Origin of the sequence: Verminephrobacter aporrectodeae subsp. tuberculatae At4, from assembly GCF_000193225.1 — a bacterium.
GTDB lineage: Bacteria > Pseudomonadota > Gammaproteobacteria > Burkholderiales > Burkholderiaceae_C > Acidovorax > Acidovorax aporrectodeae.
In genome coordinates this window covers 1-1,347 of sequence record NZ_AFAL01000531.1, presented here as the reverse complement: position 1 = coordinate 1,347, position 1,347 = coordinate 1, and the positions used below count along the sequence as shown (strand labels likewise).

2 protein-coding genes are annotated in these 1,347 nt (G+C 75.1%); both read left to right on the top strand.

The window, feature by feature from the left end; genetic code table 11:
- Positions 1 to 428 (top strand): glutamate ligase domain-containing protein (locus VTU_RS0117940; protein WP_010106764.1); only part of this gene is annotated, 428 nt, incomplete at its 5' end.
- Positions 429 to 451: 23 nt separating this feature from the next.
- Positions 452 to 1,347, top strand: an 896-nt coding sequence (locus VTU_RS0117935) for a Mur ligase family protein (RefSeq protein WP_010106763.1), incomplete at its 3' end; no start/stop codon positions are given.

Sequence of the window (1,347 nt, the reverse complement as noted above, 5' to 3'; positions counted from 1 at the left end):
TCGAAAAAGCCCTGCAGGCGCTGCGCCCGCTCGCGGCCGGGCGCGGTGGCCGGCTGTGGTGCGTGTTTGGCTGCGGCGGCGAGCGCGACGCCGGCAAGCGCCCGTTGATGGGCGCGGTGGCGCAGCGGCTCGCCGACCAGGTGCTGGTGACCAGCGACAACCCGCGCGGCGAAGACCCGGCGGCCATCGTGCAGCAGATTCTGCAAGGCACGGACCGGGGCAGCGCCCGCGTGCGCGCCGAGACCGACCGCGCGGCAGCCATCGCGCAGGCCGTTGCCGGGGCCGCGCCCGCCGACGTGCTGCTGATCGCCGGCAAGGGCCACGAGGACAGCCAGGAGATAGCCGGCCTGCGCCGGCCTTTCTCCGACCTGGCGCATGCGCAGAGCGCGTTGCAGGCCCGGTGCGCCGGAGCCGGGGCAGGGCGATGATGACAAGGTCGCCGCCCCCCGCCATGCTGACCCTGCAACAGGCGCACGCGCTGCTGCTGCCCCGCATTCCCACGGCCACCCTGGTGGGCGATGGCGCCACGCCCTGGCTGCGCGTGCACACCGATACGCGCACGCTGCAGGCGGGTGATCTCTTCGTTGCGCTCGTGGGCGCGCGCTTCGACGCGCACGCCTTCCTCGCCGAAGCGCGCGCGCGCGGCGCCGCTGCGGCCCTGGCCCAGGGCGGGTTGCAGGCCGCGGGCCTGCCGGGAATCGAGGTGCCCGACAGCCTCGCGGCCCTGGGCGCGCTGGCCGCGGGCTGGCGCGCGCAGTTCGAATTGCCGCTGATCGGCGTCACCGGCAGCAACGGCAAGACCACGGTGACGCAGATGATCGCGTCCATCCTGCGCGCCTGGCACGGCGCCGGGGCGCTCGCCACGCAGGGCAATTTGAACAACCACATCGGCGTTGCGCTGACGCTGCTGCACCTGCGCGCCGCGCACCGCGTGGCGGTGGTCGAGATGGGCATGAACCACCCGGGCGAGATCGCCGCACTCGCGGCCAGCGTCCGGCCCACGGTGGCGCTGGTGAACAACGCGCAGCGCGAGCACCTGGAGTTCATGCAGACGCTGGACGCCGTGGCGCGCGAGAACGGCGCGGTCCTGGCGAGCCTGCCGGCGAGCGGCAGCGCCGTGTTCCCGGCGGGGGACGCGTACACGGCGCTGTGGCGCAGCCTCGCCGCAGGGCGCGCATGCCTGGAATTTGGCGCGGGCGGCGCGCTCGATTGCCGCACCGCGCAATGGCAGGGCGGCGCCTGGAGCCTGGCCCTGAACACGCCGCAGGGCCCGCTCGCGGCGCGGCTGCGCATCGCCGGCCGGCACAACCTGCACAACGCGCTGGCCGCCGCTGCGGGCGCGCTCGC